21 protein-coding genes are annotated in these 17,984 nt (G+C 43.0%); 4 read left to right on the top strand and 17 right to left on the bottom strand.

Annotated features, from left to right (window positions below):
• Window positions 1–2: 2 nt before the first annotated feature.
• Window positions 3–542 (bottom strand): GNAT family N-acetyltransferase, encoded by a 540-nt coding sequence (locus FZC78_RS10180; RefSeq protein WP_148939603.1) that lies wholly within the window; start codon window positions 540–542, stop codon window positions 3–5.
• Window positions 543–1,204: 662 nt separating this feature from the next.
• Between FZC78_RS10180 and FZC78_RS10175 the strand changes: the two genes are divergently transcribed.
• Entirely contained in the window at window positions 1,205–1,921 is a 717-nt protein-coding gene (locus FZC78_RS10175; RefSeq protein ID WP_148939602.1) for a DUF4030 domain-containing protein, read from the top strand.
• 120 nt (window positions 1,922–2,041) lie between these two features.
• On the opposite strand, the gene FZC78_RS10170 is transcribed toward FZC78_RS10175, so the two are convergent.
• The 14 genes from FZC78_RS10170 to FZC78_RS10105 form a co-directional block, all read right to left on the bottom strand.
• A complete protein-coding gene (locus FZC78_RS10170) occupies window positions 2,042–2,950 on the bottom strand; it encodes a hypothetical protein (protein WP_148939601.1) in 909 nt (302 codons plus the stop codon).
• A 94-nt stretch (window positions 2,951–3,044) separates the two neighbouring features.
• Window positions 3,045–3,806: an endonuclease/exonuclease/phosphatase family protein gene (locus FZC78_RS10165; protein WP_148939600.1), complete on the bottom strand. Its 762-nt coding sequence runs from the start codon at window positions 3,804–3,806 to the stop codon at window positions 3,045–3,047.
• 19 nt (window positions 3,807–3,825) lie between these two features.
• The gene (locus FZC78_RS10160) at window positions 3,826–4,182 is read right to left on the bottom strand and encodes a cell division protein FtsK (protein WP_252183579.1); all 357 of its coding nucleotides are present in this window, start codon (window positions 4,180–4,182) and stop codon (window positions 3,826–3,828) included.
• A 241-nt stretch (window positions 4,183–4,423) separates the two neighbouring features.
• The gene (locus FZC78_RS10155) at window positions 4,424–4,954 is read right to left on the bottom strand and encodes a GNAT family N-acetyltransferase (protein WP_148939599.1); all 531 of its coding nucleotides are present in this window, start codon (window positions 4,952–4,954) and stop codon (window positions 4,424–4,426) included.
• A 295-nt stretch (window positions 4,955–5,249) separates the two neighbouring features.
• The gene (locus FZC78_RS10150) at window positions 5,250–6,296 is read right to left on the bottom strand and encodes a DUF2268 domain-containing protein (RefSeq protein WP_148939598.1); all 1,047 of its coding nucleotides are present in this window, start codon (window positions 6,294–6,296) and stop codon (window positions 5,250–5,252) included.
• A 124-nt stretch (window positions 6,297–6,420) separates the two neighbouring features.
• On the bottom strand, window positions 6,421–7,260 hold the full coding sequence (locus FZC78_RS10145; RefSeq protein WP_148939597.1) for an alpha/beta fold hydrolase: 840 nt from the start codon (window positions 7,258–7,260) through the stop codon (window positions 6,421–6,423).
• Between the two features lie 358 nt (window positions 7,261–7,618).
• Entirely contained in the window at window positions 7,619–8,080 is a 462-nt protein-coding gene (locus FZC78_RS10140) for a DinB family protein (protein WP_148939596.1), read from the bottom strand.
• Between the two features lie 65 nt (window positions 8,081–8,145).
• The gene (locus FZC78_RS10135; protein ID WP_148939595.1) at window positions 8,146–8,763 is read right to left on the bottom strand and encodes an NUDIX hydrolase; all 618 of its coding nucleotides are present in this window, start codon (window positions 8,761–8,763) and stop codon (window positions 8,146–8,148) included.
• Between the two features lie 118 nt (window positions 8,764–8,881).
• Window positions 8,882–9,193 (bottom strand): hypothetical protein, encoded by a 312-nt coding sequence (locus FZC78_RS10130; protein WP_148939594.1) that lies wholly within the window; start codon window positions 9,191–9,193, stop codon window positions 8,882–8,884.
• Window positions 9,194–9,232: 39 nt separating this feature from the next.
• A complete protein-coding gene (locus FZC78_RS10125) occupies window positions 9,233–10,048 on the bottom strand; it encodes an alpha/beta fold hydrolase (RefSeq protein WP_286365491.1) in 816 nt (271 codons plus the stop codon).
• A gap of 115 nt (window positions 10,049–10,163) precedes the next feature.
• Window positions 10,164–10,361 carry a hypothetical protein gene (locus FZC78_RS10120; RefSeq protein ID WP_148939592.1) on the bottom strand — a complete coding sequence of 66 codons (198 nt, stop codon included), beginning with the start codon at window positions 10,359–10,361 and terminating at the stop codon, window positions 10,164–10,166.
• Window positions 10,358–11,371, bottom strand: coding sequence for a S66 family peptidase (locus tag FZC78_RS10115; RefSeq protein WP_148939591.1), 1,014 nt, complete (start codon window positions 11,369–11,371; stop codon window positions 10,358–10,360). Before FZC78_RS10115 ends, FZC78_RS10120 begins: the two co-directional genes overlap by 4 nt.
• Window positions 11,372–11,459: 88 nt before the next feature.
• The gene (locus FZC78_RS10110; protein WP_148939590.1) at window positions 11,460–12,461 is read right to left on the bottom strand and encodes a S66 family peptidase; all 1,002 of its coding nucleotides are present in this window, start codon (window positions 12,459–12,461) and stop codon (window positions 11,460–11,462) included.
• The gene (locus FZC78_RS10105; RefSeq protein ID WP_148939589.1) at window positions 12,458–12,775 is read right to left on the bottom strand and encodes a YciI family protein; all 318 of its coding nucleotides are present in this window, start codon (window positions 12,773–12,775) and stop codon (window positions 12,458–12,460) included. The genes FZC78_RS10110 and FZC78_RS10105 overlap by 4 nt, the downstream gene beginning before the upstream one ends.
• A 402-nt stretch (window positions 12,776–13,177) precedes the next feature.
• On the opposite strand from FZC78_RS10105, the gene FZC78_RS10100 reads away from it, so the two are divergent.
• From FZC78_RS10100 to FZC78_RS10090, 3 genes are all read left to right on the top strand, one after another.
• Complete coding sequence (locus FZC78_RS10100; RefSeq protein WP_148939588.1) at window positions 13,178–13,549, top strand: cyclic-phosphate processing receiver domain-containing protein; 372 nt, start codon at window positions 13,178–13,180, stop codon at window positions 13,547–13,549.
• 356 nt (window positions 13,550–13,905) lie between these two features.
• Window positions 13,906–14,250, top strand: a complete 345-nt coding sequence (locus FZC78_RS10095) for a hypothetical protein (protein ID WP_148939587.1) — start codon at window positions 13,906–13,908, stop codon at window positions 14,248–14,250.
• Between the two features lie 131 nt (window positions 14,251–14,381).
• A complete protein-coding gene (locus FZC78_RS10090) occupies window positions 14,382–14,678 on the top strand; it encodes a hypothetical protein (protein WP_148939586.1) in 297 nt (98 codons plus the stop codon).
• A 692-nt stretch (window positions 14,679–15,370) separates the two neighbouring features.
• Here the strand turns inward: FZC78_RS10090 and FZC78_RS10085 are convergent.
• Window positions 15,371–17,362 carry a TRAP transporter permease gene (locus FZC78_RS10085; RefSeq protein ID WP_148939585.1) on the bottom strand — a complete coding sequence of 664 codons (1,992 nt, stop codon included), beginning with the start codon at window positions 17,360–17,362 and terminating at the stop codon, window positions 15,371–15,373.
• Window positions 17,355–17,873: a DUF1850 domain-containing protein gene (locus FZC78_RS10080; protein WP_148939584.1), complete on the bottom strand. Its 519-nt coding sequence runs from the start codon at window positions 17,871–17,873 to the stop codon at window positions 17,355–17,357. The genes FZC78_RS10085 and FZC78_RS10080 overlap by 8 nt, the downstream gene beginning before the upstream one ends.
• Window positions 17,874–17,984 lie beyond the last annotated feature (111 nt).

Genomic DNA, 17,984 nt, shown 5'->3' with positions numbered 1-17,984 from the left:
TGTTATGATTGGAACTCTGACTTCAGGATACTCAGCCTGAGCCTGTCCACATAGCCGTCATTCCGAAGGCGGTCCTCCCGCAGAATGCCTTCCTCGACAAAGCCCATTCTCCTGTAGGACTTTATCGCCTTTTCATTATCGACTTCCACACGCAGCCAGATTTTGTTGAGCACCAGCTTGGTAAAACCATAATCCAGCATGGCTCTCATCGCTGCCAGTCCATATCCTTTTCCCCAATAGTTTTTATCACCGATCGCAATTCCCAGTTCTCCATGCTTATTGAGCTTATCGATGTTTTTTAAATCAATCCACCCAATATGAACCCCGTCCCCGGTCTCAATCGCCATTTGTTCATAGCCGTTGCTGCGGCTGATGCACATATCGATCCACTGCCGGGTTTCCTCCCTGGTAAACGGCGGATACTTGTTCGGCATGTTCAAGTGCCGAGTGACATCCACGTCAAGACACCACTGGTAGCGGTCCTCCACGTCTTCTTTTGTTAATTCTCTTAGGTTTATTTTTGGTAAGGTATTTGAATTCATATTTATTTCTCCTTATTAGTCGGTTAAATTGAATGTCTTTAAACCAAACCATACCTGTTAATTATGCCAGCATTATCAATAAGGTCGGGAAAAAGTTTCCTCACAATGTAAAATAGAGCTAATAATACTATTCGAGCTTTGGCACTGATTTGCCTTTTTCAGTAGACTCTTTTTCTAAAAGTTTTTGCTCTAGTATGCTATTTCCCTTTGTGGAGCTGTAACCTATTGCGGAGTAACGATCGTCTAATTCCATTCCAAGTCCTCGGAACCAAAGAGATCCGGGTTGATCAGATTACATTATTCTGGCGAGACTCAATGGATTGCTTACACTCTTATAGAGGAAAAAAGTTCCTTTATCTAACTCAAAGTAATAGAAATAGTATAAATAGCGGAAAAAAATTCCCTTATTTAACTTAAAATTATAGAAATAGGGGCATTTTCTCTATTTAAGGGAAAAAACTTCCCCTATTCACCCGGAAATAAGCTTCAATTTGCAATTAACGGAAAAACATTCCCTTATTTCATACTGCTTGTTACTAAATTAGCTTTATGTCGCTTTTTTCTAAAAATGGAGAAGTGTTCTCATAAAGACACTTCTGCTACCGGCCATCCTCACTATTAGTGAAGAACTGAGGAAGGAATACAAAGTAGACAGCACAGGAATGAGTTATCACCCGAAGAAAGAGTTCACAGTAGGTGTTACAGGGTCTGAAGAGTACTACAAAAGTGTAAAAGGCAAAATCGAAGAAAGGGTGGAAGACTTACTAGCCGCTCACGGATACGATGCCTTTACAATCGATGTGTACCATCAAGAACTTTATGTGAACACACCCGAACAGGAACAGGATGAAACGATGACAAGGAATCTGCTGAACATTATGCATGACGGCTTGAAAGAATACGATTTTAACATCCTCTCAGTCGGGGGCTCCTATACAGAGGAGCGAAAAGCTATCGAACTCCAGATCCCCAAAACAGAAACCAGAACAGAAGAGTTGAAATCCATTGTGGATAACCTGATTCAAGAGGCAGGACTGGAACCTGTAGAACTTACTATTACTAAGAGTGACATGGAAAAACAGGAGCAGGAAGGCAGATGGCACCCCATCATCTCAACTATCAGTGAAAGGATGATGGCAAGAAAAGACTACAAGGTGAAGGGAACCGGCTACTCCATCCATCCATCGCCAATGACAGTCTTCGTCACTCTCCAAGTACCCGCCTCTGATAGCGATGCAAAAGAACTGGCTGAGAGAACCGAGAAAACGGTTAATGAATTCATTCAATCAGAAGAAGCGAAGGCAGCGGTCAAGGATGATTCTTATAAAATTGTGATTTATAGTAAGGATCGAGAAATACTGTTGGAAACGGATTATTGAGTAATGGAATGAAGCTAAAAAGGACTCGTCAGCTGACGAGTCTTTTTCCATAAATAAATAAGGGCGTTGTTGACCAATTTCCCACTGAAGCTCACGTTAGTTGAGCAGTCACTGCTTTTCTTACAAATCCATATCCTGTGGGTCACCAAAAAAATCTTGGATTTCACCACTATTAATATTTACTGCATACCTCCCATTTGTAGAGGTATGCCCAGAAAATAAAGTAGCATATCTTACAATGACCCAGCCCTTCACCTCGCCATCATATGCTAGAAAGTGGTCTTCATCTTCTATAAAATCAGCATAAGTATTACGCATATAGTCTCTTACTAAGGAAATAGCTTTTTCCTGATCTTCTTCAGAGGTATCCGTTTTAAGGGCGGTATCCTCAGGAACGCTGTGAGTCTTATAATCAATCTTTTCAATTAACCTGCTAATCTCTTCATCGGCACGTGGCTCTATGTAAATCTGCTTTGTATTATTAATAATATCTTTTGTATATTCTTCCATAGACTTATCTATCTGTTGATAGCTCGGCCAATGTGAAGGAATATTATATAAATTAATCGTACCGTCCCCATTACCGCTATAGATTACTGCTCCATCTGCCATAATCTTGCCTCCCAATGAGATAACATCTTCTGGATAATTGGCGCTCTGATCATCATAAGGATTGATTGGTTCTCCTGCTGAAATATGTTCAACATTTAATTCCTCTGTATCTTTATTCCCGGTAACTTGCAACCAAACGCGGGCGTATTCAATCTCTTCAGCAGAATACTCGGATAATGCATCACTTTCCTGACCTTCTGGAGAATCGACGTTCGTGCTTTCATCTAATCCAGCATTATTACTTCCTTCATTGACATGGTCTTTATTTGAATCATCTTCATTGATCATTTCTTCTTCAGCAACTTCATCTTCATTACTGCTAATTGCATCATTTTGAACAGACGAACTCCCACAGGCAGATAAAAATATAGTAAACAGAAATACTGTTCGCAGGATAATCAAATTATTTTTATTCATCTTCATGCTCCCTCTACTAAAATTAATTCAGAGTCAATTACATACTATAAACTCGCCCGGTCCTTGAGCTCGGATTCTGATTTGTGAAGAATCCTTATTTAGAAAAACACAAATCAACAAAGAAGCCAAAATGGTCGCTGGCAAATATATCATTCAGACCCTTACCTCTATTCGCAAATAAACCGTGACTAGCTATTTTAGGTTCTTTCTTAGGATAACAAGACTTTAATAAGATCCAATCATAACGAAAGGGATTGCGTATTGTATTCAAGTTATCTTTAGTATGTAACCAATTATTTTTTTGAAAGTCTAAAGTTGGATCATTTAAAGATTGTCCTAAATCAACCCAGCTAGTATCACAGGAATTGATTGATGTTTCTCCTGTTAAGTAGTTGTAAATACTGGAAAAATAAGGTCTGCTGTTAAAATCCCCACCTAGCAACTCATAATCTGTACCAGTATCTTCTGATATCAAGCTTACTACTTCGAGGATTTCCTTTTCTCTCTCAGCCGCACTTCTCCAAGTTAGATGAACATTTGTTATACCTAAAATCAGCCCATCTATATGAACATTCACTCTCATTGCACATTGATTAAATAACTCACTATGTACTCTTACCGATTTTAATGGAAATTTTGATATAATGGCCAACCCTTCTGTATCATCCAAATATTCCATGAAAGAGTAGTTGGGTATTCCAGCCTCTTTTACTATAGAAATTAATTCAAGTTGATTTGGCACCTCTTGAAGAGCTATAATATCAGCCTTTAGGTTAATAATCTCCTCAATGATCAGGCTTTTTCTAATTGACCAGGTGTCTTTATTATTCCATAGATTAAATGTAGCCAGCCTCATAGATTCCACCTGCTATCTGTTAATTTAGTATATGGGATGCCCCAACTATATACATATATAATCCTGTGAGAGATAGAATAGACCCCAAGATAAATGTCCAAGGATTGTCTTCTTTTTCTTTATCAAATGTCCCGATTGTAAGTATGGCTGCTGTCAATGTTACTACAGGTAAAATGACATATTGCGGTCCTAATGCGAACGAAATCCCACCAAATATCAACACAAATACTCCATAAGGGTTTACTTTCTTGATCCTATCAATATACTCTTTCTCAGACGTCGAAAAATCTTCATCTTCATATTGATAAAACACTTCCTTGAATCTATTTAAGAGAGTAACGATCCTTTTAAATAGTCTCATATCGCCCTGTTTCAATTCCTTCCTCTGTTCAGATATCCTGCCCCTTTTGCAGACCTTTCACATAATCATATAACCTTATTTTACCATAAGATAAATTCCTGACTTAAGAAGTTTTCAAGGGCACCAGCTATCCGCCTCGAAAACCGGACTGCCTTTTTCACGGATAATGCGCCAAAAACCTTGATATAAAAAGAAACTGACCCATGCCAATCCATAGGTCAGTTGTGAACAATAAAGCATGCGAAAAGGAAAGCGTTTAAGTATGATTGGCTGCCTTCCTGTTTGAAATTGTTGAGAAAACATTCACATCTTTTCCACCAAGCACAATCTCTTTTTCCACAAGCATGCCGATTTTCTGCGCAACTTGCGCAGAAGTTGTATTGCCAGGCTGGATTAAGGAGATGAAGCGCTGAATTCCAAGGGTACTGCGGCCGTGTTCGAGAAGAGCCGCTGCGGCTTCTGTGGCATAGCCATTTCCCCAGTATTTCCTCGCGATCCAGTAGCCGATTTCAAGCTCGTTCACTCCTTCAATCTTCTGCGGAACCAGTCCGGCATGACCAATTGGCAGTCCGTCTTCTTTCCTTAATAAAATCTGTAAGCCCAGATTCTCTCCCGCTTCGTATGTACGATAAATCCATGCGAGAAATTCCTTGCTCCCCTGGTCGTCCCTTGTACTTCCGTTCCCGATGAATCTCATCATTTCAGGGTCGGACAATAACGTGACCAGAAAATTGAAATCCTTATCTGTATAGGGACGGAATACCAGCCTTTCTGATTGAATCGCCATTGCAGGACTCCCCTCTCAATCTCTTTAATCAAACGGTTGTTTAAGAACGGTTACTTGTTTTTGATGTCATCCAATCGAGAGATGATTTCCTTATTCTGCTCAATGAGCGTATCATTCTGTTTGACCAGTTTTGTTGCTGCAAAAGTGGAAGCGGCCTGATCAGGCCCGACAGGCAAATGTTCCTAAGAGAAAAAAAGGTGATCTTTCCTTTTATTCTCTTAGGGTTATTTGACCCCGAGGGACTGGGCGCTGGAACTGGATGTCTTCATGCTGCCACCTCCAACTCGCTGAAACACTAATCTGTAATGCTCTGCAGAACCTTATATTTCTCCGCAAAATCACTGCCTGCAATGATGTCTCCCGGCGGCAGCTGTATCCATTCCTCGATGGACATATCCTGATGATTTTCCAGGTAACTCTGTGTGATTTCAAGACCGAGCTTGAAGTTGGTCCATAACGGGATACCTCTTTTGGCAAATCCGTTAAATTCCGTATACAGCCCATCCGTAAATTCATTTTCACTCTCTTTTAACTCTTCGAACACTTTATCTTTCATCCTGTCTGATAAAGGTTCCGTCCACGCTGGTGATAAGCCGGGATAGACCATTGAGGCGAAGGCATCTCCCTTACCATCCACCACAAATGTTTGTAAAAGATTCTCACTGAAGTGAGTTCCGTACTCCATTTGCGTTGCATAGTAATACGTCTGAGCCACGGTGTATTTAAGAATCTCTTCATCGAAGGAAGGATCGATTTGAAGCAGGATCAGGTTTTCACTTAGGGCTCCGCCTGTGACCCCCTCCATCTTTTCCACCACAAAAACATTCGTCGGATCTGCCGGCATTACAATGATTGTTTTATCTGTTCCTGCCAATAGGTCCGTTGCAGCCCCTGCCGCTTCCTTAACCAATTCATTGATTTTTTCTTGCTGCTCCTTCATCTCGGCAGCCGATGCCTGCAGCTTTTCGAGGTTGGTGTTGGGTGATAAAAACGTATAGTAATCCGTGTAGAGGTCGGCATCCACTTCTGAAAGTTTTTGTTGGAGCGGTATGACAACTTTATCCGTGTAGACGTCTTTTTTCACTAAAGAAGAATCCTCCAAGACAGTCTCCGTGTACTCGAAAATTTCATCATAAAGAGAAAGAATGCGGAATGTCTGGCCATTTTCTGAGAACTCGACGGGGGATGCTTTCTGAGCGCCCATATTGGCACTCTTTGTCCCGGCAGCTTCCGTGGACTGCTGGGAGCCGTCCTCTTTCTTTTTGCCAGTGGCCTCCTCTGCAGAACAGCCTGCCAGGAGATAAACAATAGAAAATATCAGTATAAGTGTGAATCGCTTCATTTTTGTTCCCCTCTCTGTTTCTAATGTATAGACGAGGCAGGATGCCTTTAAGTTTCATTAAAACTATTGATTTAAGACAAGTACATTCGCTTATTTTCAGCATCCAGCTGATGAACGAAGCTCCTTATTTTTCTGTCGGCCACCGTTTTTTCACTTCTTCTATAACAACTTCCGGCTTATCCCAATGAAGAAGGTGGCTGGCTCCGAAAACCGAGATCACCTCGGCGCCTGTTTTTTCCTGAAATCGCTCTGCCTTGTATTTGCGGTCCTCTTCCATCGTTTCCGGGAGCGTTGCCCTTAGGAGGAGGATACCCGGCGGCATGTTGTCAAAAATGTCTTCCACGTCATCTTTGTGCATCGCTCTGATGATATTCGCTCCAGTCGTTCCCCACGCATGCCAGTAATAGCGGTTGTCCTTTTTCAATGAAAGGTCCTCCGCTGCCAGCTCCTTGTGGGGTGTCCATGTCTGTGTTTCACTCTTCACCAAAGCCAGAAATTCATCCCACGTTTCCAGGTACTCTTCGAAATCTTTTTCATAGTAAGCCATTTCCTCTTCAACGGTTTGATTTCCGTGCCTCTTGCTCTGATAGCCTCCGTCTATAAGAATCGATCCTTTGACTCTATGGCTATAGTTCTTCAGGTAAAAAAGATGGACGAAGCTTCCCCAGGAATGGGATAGAAAATAGAATTGCTCGATATTAAGCAGATCGATAATATCATTGATCCACTCAGCTATCCTCGGCATCTCGTAATCTTCCCGATTGTCAAAAGGCGGTGTCTTGCCGTGACCGGGTGCATCCACGGAAATGATCCGGTATCCATCCTTCAGTTCCTCGGCTGCATCTATGAAACTGAGGCTCGTGCTTCCAAGGCCATGCAGGCAGAAAATAACCGGGTCATTCTCACTGCCCCATTCTGTAATATGTATGGGCATCGTGCCGCTTTCAATAAAATAACGCTTCACGTTTGTGTTCTCCCTTCGTTTCGGGTGGTGACAGTCACGCCCCGAGATATGTCGAATGATCTTTGTGCCCGGGGGCGATGGCAGGCCAGAAATACTAGCGGAAAAATAAGGGAAGTTTTTTCTCTTATTTTCAGATTGAAGCTTGTTTCAGGGTAAATAGGGGAAGTTTTTTCCCTTATATAAAGAAAAAGCACCTCTTCACTAGGGTTTTGAGTCGAATAAGGGAATATTTTTCCCTTATTCAAGCTATTTTTCCTGCTATTTATGAAATAAGGGAAGTTTTTTCCTCTATTTATTAGCTCTAAGTGTCTATCTGCCCCCTTACAGATTTACCCGGTATAAATTTCCAAACAAGAAATTAATAGTCCCTGAAAATCAAGTCGCTCGATACCGGTTTGCGGCCGATTTCCCGGGACCAAATGGAAAGCTGGCCGATATGATGAATCTCATGTGCAATCAGATGCTTAATGATTTTTTCATAGGTGAAGGTAATCTCGCTGCCATCTCTGCGCTTCTTGGTCAGTGTCTTCATGGCAAGTTCATTGTTCCAAGATTGAAGGAACTGCTCTGTAATCGGCTTGGTCAATTCCGTAAACTCTACGGCTTCTTCCAGTGAGGTTACGCCTTCTTTGATAATGACCGGTGTTCCCTGCATCGAATTAATCCAAATCTGTTCACCATTTGCGACATGAAAAAGTGTAGCGAGAATGCTGCCCATTCCGCCGGTCCGCTCTTTCGCCAGCTCCTCTTGCGGCAGTTCTCTGCACCACTCAAACCAGTCCTGTCTTACCTGCCAATTGTATTGAAACATATCCAGCATCGTTTTCTTCTCCTTTGGATTCGGGGCGTGACAGTCACGCCTCGGTTTTTGTCGAACACCCTTTATTAGTCACACACCGTTTCCTTTTCCGGATTTCTGAGGAATTCAAATAGAAGGCGGATCTGGGACTCTGTGTTGCGCCCTTGTGATAATTCTGGCAGGTGATTTTCTTCAAAAAATCCGACATCACTCGTTTCGAGGCCGCTTACCGGGTTGCCCCCGATGATGTCGCACTGAATGAAAATTTTATAATAGTGGAAAGGCTGAGGCGGATGAGGGTGCTTATGGTAATCCAGCAGAGCAAGCAGTTTCTTATATGTAACCTCGTAACCCGACTCCTCCTTGATTTCCTTGATGACATTTTCTGCGGGAGACAATCCTACATCACAAAACCCTCCCGGCAAGGACCACTTGTTATTGATTTTTTCTTTAACGAGAAGGATTTTATTATCCTCGAACACCGCTCCCCTTACATCTGCCTTKGGAGTCTGATAGCCCTTTTCATGTGTGAACAAGTCTTTGATCTTTTCTTTTTCAACATTTGTATACTCTGACATAATTTCTATACTGAGGCTCCTCAATTCTTCATACCGCTCCAAATCGTAAGCATTTTTTGAAAATGCCAAACCGGCCTGCGACAGCGATTGAATTTTCTGAGCCCATTCCAGCCACTTTGGATTCAAATTACGTCCCCCTTCCCTCACCAATATTATCATAAAATTAAAAAAAGTTAATTTTACCCAAAGTAAAAAGACTAGCCGAATTAACCAGTCTTTTTGCATCCACTATTGTGCTTCCTAACTACTTAACTTTCTTCTCAATAAAATCCTCTTCCGTTATCTCCTCTTTCCCACTGAATAGAAGACCTTGAAACTCTTTAAACAACTCTTGTATCTCTTCCTCTTCATTAATGAGGTTTATACTTCTCTGATACTCTACTTCACTTTTGTATCTTGTAATCTCCATCCATTTCGAATTATCGCCGATGCTTTGTAGATAAAATGTTTCAGCGTCCACATAGCGGCTGTAGATTTCTGAGGCTTTTTCTTGGATTTTGAGATATGCGTCTTCTTTTTCAGGTTGAATGTGATATTGATATACTTTTACGAACATTTTACCCCTCCATGTATTGAAGGTTTATTTACTTGGCTTTCAACAGGAAATCATTCTATGTATGCAATCCACTATGAGGTCCGGGCGATCTAAGTAAACAGAATGTCCTGCTTTATCCGCAAATATGACTTCATTCTTTTTGGAAAGACGCCCTTGGTTTCTAATAAGCTCTCTCCATTTTTCCTCAAATCTTCTTAATTCCTCTAAGGGTATCCCCGAATCCACCTCAGCATTTATGGTAAACTCTGAATCCCGGCCAATGACAATTAGAGGGACATTGGGAAATCCCCCTAAACGCTTGATGATCTCCGCGTCCTTCTTCCATTGCTGGATCTCAGAAGCCATCGCTTTATAAAGGGTCGGGGTAATTTGAAAGTCTAGTAACCTCTCTTTAACAACCTTCGGGAATTGAAGGTGCTGTTCTGACAGGGCAGGCTTGATGATTTCCTGTAATTCTTGCTTGTCTTTTCCTGCATAATCCAAGCACTTTTCAATCCAGGCTTCATCAGACTCTTCATTCATGACCGGGGTATCCAGCTCATCCAATTCCTTAAGATTTACGGATGTGGAGTCCACTAATATCACACCCGCTACCCGCTCTGGAAACACTTTGGCAAAATGCTGGGCACACAGTCCGCCATAAGAATGGCCCACTAAATAAATTGGTTCTTCAATCTCAAAATAGGCGAGGAGTTCATTTAAATCTCTAACAGCTGTTTCCGTGCTGCACACCCCTTCACCAATATCACTCTGTCCCAGTCCCTGTCTGTGAAAGGTCAGGATTCTATTCGCCGGCCGCAGGGTTTCTATAATGTCATGCCACTCATCAAAAGAGCAGCCCATCCCTGTCAGTATTACGACCAGGGGACCATCGCTGCCTTTGTACCGTACTTCAAGGTAAGTGTTGTTGATGGGTATTCGCTGGTTGATCGTTTGTCACCTCTTTTTGCTCATGTCTCTTGGTTAGTTTCTAGTAGAAGGATTCACAGGTCACTTTAAAAATCCTGCTTTCTTTTAAAAGATCAATCATGTAAAAAAGTTGTGTGATGATAAAGGAAGCAAGCAGTACCAGCAGGAGGGCAAGGCTGGTGAGCACTTCATTATCGCCTGATAGGGCTGCGTCCATCATTAAAATCAGCCCAAATATAGCTGCATAGCGCCCCATCATACCAGCCTCTGCTCAACCGTTCCTTTTCCATCCGCCACTTCTATCACAGCGTAAGCGCCATTGATGAAGGTAACCTGCGGAGGCATATGGCCGCAGTCAATGTCATAAACAACCGGGATTCCCAGTTCATCGGCCACTTCCTTATAGACATCTTCAACCGTGTAGTTGCCGACAGGATGATTGGCAGGACTGCGGCCGAACAGGATGCCCGAGCAGTTGTCAAACCAGCCTGCATACTTCATTTGAACCAGTGACCGGCGCAATTCGGTCGCTTTCATCTCACAGTTTTCCAAGTACCACAGCACAGGCTCTCCCTCAAGATGTTTTTCCCGGAAGGCCTTCACATCACCGAATTCTGTTCCGACAAGGTGCCGCAAAATATCAATGCATCCTCCAAGCAGGCGCCCTTCGACTTTTACCGGAGTTTCCCCAACTGTTTTCCACCCGGTATCTTCGGTTAGATGAAAAACACAGGGAGATGGATTTTCATGGGCCCACTCTTTCTGGTATTGAGGGGATGAATGCTGAATAACGGTGCCACCAGGTTCAGTGGATAAGACTTCCTGCCACTTTGCGGTCGTGTCGTCCCAATACTCTCCTCTCAAATCAACAAAATTGGTTCCATGAGCTGTGGCAATTCCCGTTTTCAGTGTGATGGCCAGCAGCAGCGCGCTGGTATCGGAGTACCCCAGAAGCCATTTATTTTTCACGGAAGAAAAATCGATATCCTGCAGGACTTCGATCAGGAGTTCGCCGCCCCAAGGAGGAATGATGATATCGATTTCGTCGTTCCGCATCATTTCATTGAATTCTTCTGCCCTGTTCCGCGCCGGAGCAGACTTCGCTTTATCCTGTGTCCATGCCGTTTCCCCCGTCACTACGCGGAATCCCCGAGAACTCATCCGGTCAATGGCCAGCCTGAACATATCATGAAGCTCGGCCGGCACTCCGGAAGATGGAGCCGTCACGCCAATCACTGCGTCTTTTTTTAAAGTTGGATAGCTTATCATGTTTATCAGTCCTCACATTTTTATCATAATGAATTGTAATTCGAGAAGGAACGGCCAATTCCCTTTAAAAAAACCAAGCCGTACCGGACTATTTCACGCCGCTTTCAAGGAACGTAAAGCGGCCGGCTCCTGCGTCCAATTCGGCTTCGATACCGATTGGGAAGACATGAGATGGAAAGGTGTGCCCGATATCTACATTCGTCAGGATCGGCATCTCCCGGCCGTCCAAGACTTCCAGCAGCAGGTCTTCAAAAGTGAACGGAGCTTTGCAGTCATCAAAATGTTCATGCTTTCCTACAATCAAGCCTTCTATGACATCAAAAAACCCTGCCAATTTCAACATACTCAAGGACCTTTCCTGAACGGCCATGTCCTTGAATGAATCTTCTATGAAAAGAATCGCGCCTGTTAATTCCGGGAAATAGTCAGAAGCTATGATTCCCGACAATGTGTTAAGATTTCCTCCAATCAGTTTGCCTCTCGCTTTTCCTTCTCTCAAGGACTTCCAGCCGGTATTGGAGTTCATTTCTTTCTCCCTTGTCTGAGTTCTCCAATCCAGCATTTCCTCTGTCCACTCTGCTGGAATGTCAAGAGTATAAGGAACCTTCTCAGGCTTCATCACGGCCTGCTCAAAATATTCTCTGCCTTTTGGAAGCATCTCCGGAAATTCACCGAAGGAAGGCACAATCGCCGGCCCATAAAAGGTTGTCATTCCTGTTCTGGCATAAATCCCCAGCAGAAGTGCCGTCACGTCGCTGTAGCCCATAATGATTTTCGGCTGTGCTTTCAGCGTTTGATAGTCAAGGTATGGAAGCAGCGAATTGGAATTGGTGCCGCCGATTGTGCTTATGATGGCTTTCACTTTCTCATCCCGGATGAATTCATTTATTTCCTCTGCCCTCTCCTTGATGGTTGCTGACCGGTAGCCTTGGGATGTTTTGGAGCACTTTCCTTCAAGGACGTTGAAACCCATATTTTTTAACTGAGTGAGCCCTCTTTGATATCGTTCAGTAAAAAGGACCGGAGCCGGTGAAGATGGCGTGATGATCCCTATCGTATCCCCTTCTTTTAATCGTCCCGGCTTCATCATGGCCTTAGGTCCTGCATCAGAGCGACTTGGAATGGAAATAACTCGGCTGTCATGATTCCTTCTTTGACAGCAGGATCCTGATTCATGATGGACACTGCCTCGTCTTCTGTCTCAGCCTGGAAGATGACGATTCCGAACGTGGATGAATCCAGTCCTTTGGTTTTTCCTGCAAAAATAAGTATTTTATCCTCGAGCGGTTTGGTCAGATACCGGAAGTGGCGTGCGACTATATCATTTTCTTTATCGGTCCAGTTTTCCTCTGTGGTCCATCTCTCAAGCAAGTTCAGCTTATATATAAATTGTTGTGTTTTCATTAAAACTTCTCCTTCGTTCGGTATTTCAGGGTTTTAAAGGGGCACTTTCCTTTTAGAGCATGCAAGAGATGCATACAGATGGTTCAAAATCCCTGCGCAGATTTTGGCGAATGCATTGCCCTTGTTCTTAAGATTATCATATTTCATCTGGATATTGTCAGACTTTTTAAATTACAACTACTTCATTTAAGGCTATTCTATATTCTTGTAACACCCTATGAAAAAAGTCACGAAATCGCACATTATCATTTGACAACAATCTTTACAAAATTGTATTATAAAAGATTCTTATTTTTCCTGACACATACTAGAATCTATGTTACGATAAAGATAGTTAAATTTTATCTAGGGTCCTTTCGACTTTTCTGAGTCATCCCTATTTATGGGAAGGAGCATGAAGAAATGGAGAAAATCAGTGTTTTCCTAGATGACATTCGCAAGGCCCCCGATGGGTTTGTACTAACTGAGACTATTGACGAATGTTTGAATCTATTGAAAAACTATCACATCGAACATCTGTCATTGGATCACGATCTTTTAAACAAAACACGAAATGGCACTATGCTGGTTGAGATGATGGTTCACGAAAAACTTTTCGCTAACCGCATCACCATTCATTCCGCCAACTCAGTTCGCGGAAAAGGAATGTATAAATCACTGAAACAAGCGCAGCACGACTTAATTATGCCTTCCACGATAATTGTCTCTTTACGCCCTCTGCCACTATACTTCTATCCGCCAGGATTTTTGGAGCACTATCAGCAAACAAGCTAAATTCATCTTTTAAACAACCAATCCCTGAATCTCATACATTATTGAATATAGATATACGAATTTTTCATTTAGGAAATAGAAAACAATCACTACCAAGGGCAGCCTTCAATGGCTGCCCTTTTGCATAAGCTTCTGCTTTACCTCTTTAAAGCACTGCCAGGGACAGTCCCTCTTCGCGCGTTAATGCGTTAATGTGTTGGTGGGGACTGTCCCTTTTTGTCGTTAATTGAGTATCGGATTAAAGAACCGTCCCTGGAAGTGTGGTGTCGGCTTGAAGCATGGAAGATTTCACCACGTTTAGGTAGTCTTTTTTAGTGTTATATAGCATTTAGGATAATTAATAGGAGGGGTACGTGTTGGAAGATAGTTCTCTAGTTGACTTCATTTTGATTGGCTGCGTTGTTCTTGGTGTTCTTATGACTTTGAAATCACGACGCTTTTGGCTCCCCTATATACATATCATCGTGACAATCTGGATATTGGCCGGCGGGTTCGGCTATTCTATTCTATTTAATAATGAATCGACGATCGGTTATTTATTCGTTTTCGTGATAGGGCAGATCTTTTGGACATTCCTTTTTGTCTTCATTGCTCAAGTGCTGTCCTGGATGGTCCGTTCGCTGCCGCTCCGCCATAAACAGGAGATTGGCTGGATGTTCCTGCTTGGTTTTCCCATCGCGTTCTCAGTAACGATCCTTTAAATGACTCATTAAAGCTATCAACCTTTCTGTAATCGATAGCTTTTTTATTATGCAGTTGCAGGATTTTATTGTCATAAAATTGAAACCTTTTACTCTGCCATCCGTATTTCATATAAAGGAGGCGAAGTTTAATGGAGGTATTAATCAGCATAGGAATTATTGTAGTGGTTTTAGCAGGAGGCCTCTTTCTCTTTAACACGCTGATGGGCTATAAAAAAGGAAATATTACAATCGACCTTGATGAGCGTTATATTGATTATGATGAATATATTCAAGCCATACAGCTCGATTTGAAGAGTAAGGGACGGGATGTTAAGTATGAAGGAGATGGACGATTTATCATCGACGGAAAGAAATACATCTTCTTAGAGAGAAACGTCAGTATGGGCAGTGTTCCGTTACAGAGGACGATTTTAAAACCGGAATGAAAAGGGCCACCCATGACGGAGCGCACAGAAAATATACCAAAGTTTAGTGTCTAATTCAAAAAAGTCAACCCACCTTCCTTAGATCGGAAGAAGGGTTGACTTTTTTGAATCCATCAAATGAGTTGCTCTTTTTATCCTATTAGCTTTAGAATCTTTTAATGATTTTTGGAACATTCACTAGCCAAGCCTGGAAAGATGTCGATTCAAGGATCTGAAAAAGTGATCCACGGTACCGACCATCCAATTTCAGCACTTTCGCTAGTAATATCGATGGATAAATTACCCTCATTTACTAAAAAGCATGTAAAAACAGCTTAAATAGCGGGAGAATTTCCCCTTATTTGACTTCAAACACTAGAAAATAGGTGCAACTTCTTCGAATAAGGGGAAAAATTCCCTCTATTTACTCAATATGAGCTTAGAAATTATAATTAACGGGAAAAACTCCCTTTATTTTTCCCCTGCTGGATACCTATTAAGAAAGTGACAAGCAGCTTTCGCTATTAAGTCAACTCCACCGTGCGCCAGCCCAGTAGAGCCGTGTATCTTAAACGGAAACCAACACTTTTTAATAACACACGAACACGAAGAGAAAAAGGCAGAATCGTTTATTGAAATGAACGATTCTGCCTTTTAGATCTTTATTGGACTATTTCAGCGGCCGACCATGACGGGAGGCCCTTTTTATAAGGTTAAGCAGTAGCCGGCTTGCTATCTTCCCCACCCTTGCCTTTGATGATGAATTGCAGGGCAAGCATGATGACAAACAAGATTAATCCAAAGATATCCGTCATACCCTCAGGATAAATCAGCATAAGTCCAGCTGCCAAACAAAGTACGCGCTCGATAGCCGTCACTTTGCGGTACCAGAAGCCGATCATTGCCGCTCCGATGGCCATCATACCAGTGATGGCTGTGAACACGACCCAGATGAGATAAGGAATCGTAGTGTCGATCATTAAGAGCTCTGGTGACAGAACAAACATATACGGAATAATAAAGGCGGCAATGGCCAGTTTAGCCGAGTTGAACCCGGTCCGTATTGGTTCTCCTCCAGAGACCCCCGCGGCGGCAAAGGCCGCAAGAGCAACCGGCGGCGTAATATCCGCGATGATTCCGAAATAGAACACGAATAGATGAGCCGAAAGCTCTGGTGCACCAAGCAAGATGATGGCTGGTGCGGCAATGGTGGACGTGATGACATAGTTAGCTGTTGTAGGTGAACCCATTCCCAGGATGATGGAAGCCACCATCGTGAAGAACAATGTTAATAACAGCTTTGCTTGAGCAGAATTCGTCATGTCTGCAGCAAGGTCAACAAGACCGTTTGCCATTGTCAGTCCAAGGCCTGTCTTCGTCACTACACCTACAATGATACCAGCCGCAGCTGTTGCAGCAGCTACTGACAGAGCTGTTCTGGCACCGTCAACCAAGGCATCCACCGCATCTTTGAAATTGATGCGTGTGTCCCTCCTGATGGCACTGATGGCGATTGTGGCAACAATGGACCATAGTGCTGCACGCATGACGCTCATTCCGGAGAACAATAGGACAATAACCACCAGGATCGGCAGCAAGAGATAAATTTTCTTAAGAACTTCTTTTCTGTCCGGCATTTCCTCATCAGTCAAGCCTCTCAGACCGATTCGTTTTGCCTCAAAGTGGGTCATGATCCATATACCTGTAAAATATAAAAGAGCAGGAATGGCAGCTGCTTTCGCAATCTCCCAATACGAAACCCCGCCAATGAACTCAACCATAAGGAAAGCCGCAGCCCCCATGATAGGAGGCATCAGCTGTCCGCCTGTGGATGCGGCCGCCTCTACTCCCCCAGCGAATTCTTTACGATAGCCAAGCTTTTTCATCATTGGAATCGTGAATGAACCTGATGTTACTACGTTTGCAACGGAACTTCCGCTGATTGTTCCTTGCAGCGCACTGGAGAAGATGGCCACTTTGGCTGGTCCCCCAGTTCTTTTTCCAGCGATGGAAACGGCCAGGTCGTTAAAGTACTGGCCTACCCCGGTCTTGACCAAGAAGGCACCGAACAACAGGAACAGGAAGATGAAGGTCGCGGATACATAAAGCGGCGTACCCAGGATTCCTTCACTTGTAAAAAACATCGTCTTAACGATTGCATCGATATCATAGCCGCGGTGAGCAAGGAACCCCGGCATGGATCTTCCATAATACATATATAACAGGAAGGCACCGGCAATAATGGTAATCGGCAATCCTACCGCTCGGCGTGTAGCCTCCAGCACAAGAAGGACCGCTATGATTCCGACCGTGAAATCAAGGGTGGTCATGATTCCGATTCTGCTTACGATTTCTTCCTGCATGATCGGCCAGTAGCTCCCCACTACTATCGACAACAGCGCAAGAATGATATCATACCAGGCGACTTTATCCTTTCGCGATCTGGTTTTGCTTGCTGGAAATAATAAGAAGATTAACGATAATGCGAAACCTAAGTGAATAGATAGAAGTAGTTGTCTGGGAATGAATTGAAAAATTGAGGCTGTCAGCTGGAATAAAGAAAATGCCAGCAATCCATAGAATACGATCCATCTAACTATTCCAGATGTGAATTTCCGTGTCGAGGAATCGGGATCATATTTTTCTAACAGTTCCTGCTGCTGTTCAGCTGTCAGTGATTCGAATTGTTTTGAGTTTTTATCCATTGAGGATCACTCCTTTCCAAAGTTGAAATAACGATTGCTTTTGAACACTCATGCGGATGAGTGCCCCTTCACCAAAGTAGTCAGCCAGTCTGTACACTTTCTCATTGTATATGAATCTGTGATTTGCCGCTACTTGTCCGATAGAAATATCAATATGCGGAAAAGTCCGGTTCATATTGCTGATTTTGTACTTTCCACCTTCTGTCCTTTCAAAAACCTCTTCCCCTGCTGCACCTCCTGGCATCCCGATCGCTGTGTCTTCATACACCAATGTCGTCTGTATAATATTGGACTCTTCATCCGCCTTATATGTTTCTAACACATCAGAAAGGTGGATGGAATGCGTATAGAGGATTGAAAACTCCCTCTCCTCACTGGACGGCAATGGAACCAGAACGTCCTTGCTTTCTTGTTTAATGGACTCCAGGACAATACAGGTTTTAAAAGGAACGAAGATCAGAAGGAACAAAGCACATACAGACACTGCCGCAGCTATTCTTTTCCATTTCATGAACTAACACTCTTTTCATACTGAACGGATTTCCACGCAGCTTCTTTTTACAAGGCTATATTCGCATATATTGTTGCTTTCGGAAAAATTCCAAGAGCCGGATTTTCCCTC

Source organism: Rossellomorea vietnamensis, from assembly GCF_008180415.1.
In the GTDB taxonomy this organism is placed as follows: domain Bacteria; phylum Bacillota; class Bacilli; order Bacillales; family Bacillaceae_B; genus Rossellomorea; species Rossellomorea vietnamensis_C.
This window is presented reverse-complemented; position numbering and strand designations above follow the sequence as displayed.

What these genes read in the sequence shown, in the direction of transcription:
- FZC78_RS10180 (WP_148939603.1), bottom strand. Translation starts at nt 542, where the DNA reads ATGAATTCAAATACCTTACCAAAAATAAACCTAAGAGAATTAACAAAA.
- FZC78_RS10165 (WP_148939600.1), bottom strand. Translation starts at nt 3,806, where the DNA reads ATGAGGCTGGCTACATTTAATCTATGGAATAATAAAGACACCTGGTCA.
- FZC78_RS10140 (WP_148939596.1), bottom strand. Translation starts at nt 8,080, where the DNA reads ATGCTGGATATGTTTCAATACAATTGGCAGGTAAGACAGGACTGGTTT.
- FZC78_RS10150 (WP_148939598.1), bottom strand. Translation starts at nt 6,296, where the DNA reads ATGAAGCGATTCACACTTATACTGATATTTTCTATTGTTTATCTCCTG.
- FZC78_RS10155 (WP_148939599.1), bottom strand. Translation starts at nt 4,954, where the DNA reads ATGGCGATTCAATCAGAAAGGCTGGTATTCCGTCCCTATACAGATAAG.
- FZC78_RS10170 (WP_148939601.1), bottom strand. Translation starts at nt 2,950, where the DNA reads ATGAATAAAAATAATTTGATTATCCTGCGAACAGTATTTCTGTTTACT.
- FZC78_RS10085 (WP_148939585.1), bottom strand. Translation starts at nt 17,362, where the DNA reads ATGGATAAAAACTCAAAACAATTCGAATCACTGACAGCTGAACAGCAG.
- FZC78_RS10120 (WP_148939592.1), bottom strand. Translation starts at nt 10,361, where the DNA reads ATGATGGGGCGCTATGCAGCTATATTTGGGCTGATTTTAATGATGGAC.
- FZC78_RS10175 (WP_148939602.1), top strand. Translation starts at nt 1,205, where the DNA reads ATGAGTTATCACCCGAAGAAAGAGTTCACAGTAGGTGTTACAGGGTCT.
- FZC78_RS10115 (WP_148939591.1), bottom strand. Translation starts at nt 11,371, where the DNA reads ATGATAAGCTATCCAACTTTAAAAAAAGACGCAGTGATTGGCGTGACG.
- FZC78_RS10100 (WP_148939588.1), top strand. Translation starts at nt 13,178, where the DNA reads ATGGAGAAAATCAGTGTTTTCCTAGATGACATTCGCAAGGCCCCCGAT.
- FZC78_RS10105 (WP_148939589.1), bottom strand. Translation starts at nt 12,775, where the DNA reads ATGAAAACACAACAATTTATATATAAGCTGAACTTGCTTGAGAGATGG.
- FZC78_RS10090 (WP_148939586.1), top strand. Translation starts at nt 14,382, where the DNA reads ATGGAGGTATTAATCAGCATAGGAATTATTGTAGTGGTTTTAGCAGGA.
- FZC78_RS10130 (WP_148939594.1), bottom strand. Translation starts at nt 9,193, where the DNA reads ATGTTCGTAAAAGTATATCAATATCACATTCAACCTGAAAAAGAAGAC.
- FZC78_RS10110 (WP_148939590.1), bottom strand. Translation starts at nt 12,461, where the DNA reads ATGATGAAGCCGGGACGATTAAAAGAAGGGGATACGATAGGGATCATC.
- FZC78_RS10080 (WP_148939584.1), bottom strand. Translation starts at nt 17,873, where the DNA reads ATGAAATGGAAAAGAATAGCTGCGGCAGTGTCTGTATGTGCTTTGTTC.